Genomic DNA, 1,014 nt, shown 5'->3' with positions numbered 1-1,014 from the left:
GCGACCCCGCAATCACCGCCGCCCTGGGCCAACTGGGCCGCAACGGCGTGCCGGTGTATGTGCTGTACAAGGCGGGCAGCGCGCCGCAGGTGCTGTCGGAGGTGCTGGACGTGGATGATTTACGGGCCGCCATCGCCAGGCTGTAGCCCGGCTACACCGCCAATGCCATCCACGCGGGGCGGCGCGCTTCCCACAGGGCCAGCCACTGGGGAAAGGCAGCGCCGGGCATGGGTCGGCCAATGAAGTAGCCCTGGGCCACATCGCAGTCGCGCCCGCGCATGAAGTCCCAATCGCTGCGGTCTTCCACCCCCTCTGCCACCGATTTGATGCCGAGCTGGTGGGCGATGGTCAGCGTGCCTTCCACGATGGCTGCCAGTGCCGGGTCGTGCTCAGCGCCGTTGACAAAGCTGCGGTCCAGCTTGAGTTCGTCAAACGGAATGTCGCGCAGTTGCGCCAGCGAAGAATGCCCGGTGCCGAAATCGTCAATCGACAGGCCAATGCGCTTCAGGCGCAACCGGGTCAGGGTGTCCAGCGAGGCGCGCGGGTCCTGCATGAGCCGACTTTCCGTGACCTCCAGCACCAGGCTGTTGGCGGCCAGGCCGGCATCAAACATCAACTGGGCCACCTGGTCGGGGAAGTCCAGCGCGCCCAGGTTGTCCATGGATACATTGACCGCCACCTGCAGCGCCAGCCCCTGGGCACGCCACAAGGCGGCCTGGCGCACGGCTTCGGCCAGCACCGCATGGGTGAGTTGGTCGATGAGCTGGTGCGCCTCGGCCAGGGGAATGAACTGGTCGGGGTAGACCAGCCCCCACTGCGGATGCTGCCAACGCACCAAGGCTTCTACCCCGACCACGGCACCGGTAGCCATATCGACCTTGGGCTGGTAGTGGTTGACAAGCTCGCCACAGGCAATGGCCCGCTCCAGGGATTCGGGGCTATGCAGCGGCGAAACCGCACGGGTGGGGCTGGTGCCCTGCTGGTTGGCGCTGCTGCGCAGCACACTGCCTGCCA

At 66.8% G+C, this 1,014-nt stretch carries 1 protein-coding gene; it reads right to left on the bottom strand.

The window, feature by feature from the left end; all coding sequences use genetic code 11:
• Window positions 1-151: 151 nt before the first annotated feature.
• On the bottom strand, window positions 152-1,014 hold an 863-nt coding region (locus AC097L_RS26565), incomplete at its 5' end, for an EAL domain-containing protein (protein WP_479589678.1).

Source organism: Rhodoferax sp. RT5P35, assembly GCF_056521385.1.
This window is presented reverse-complemented; position numbering and strand designations above follow the sequence as displayed.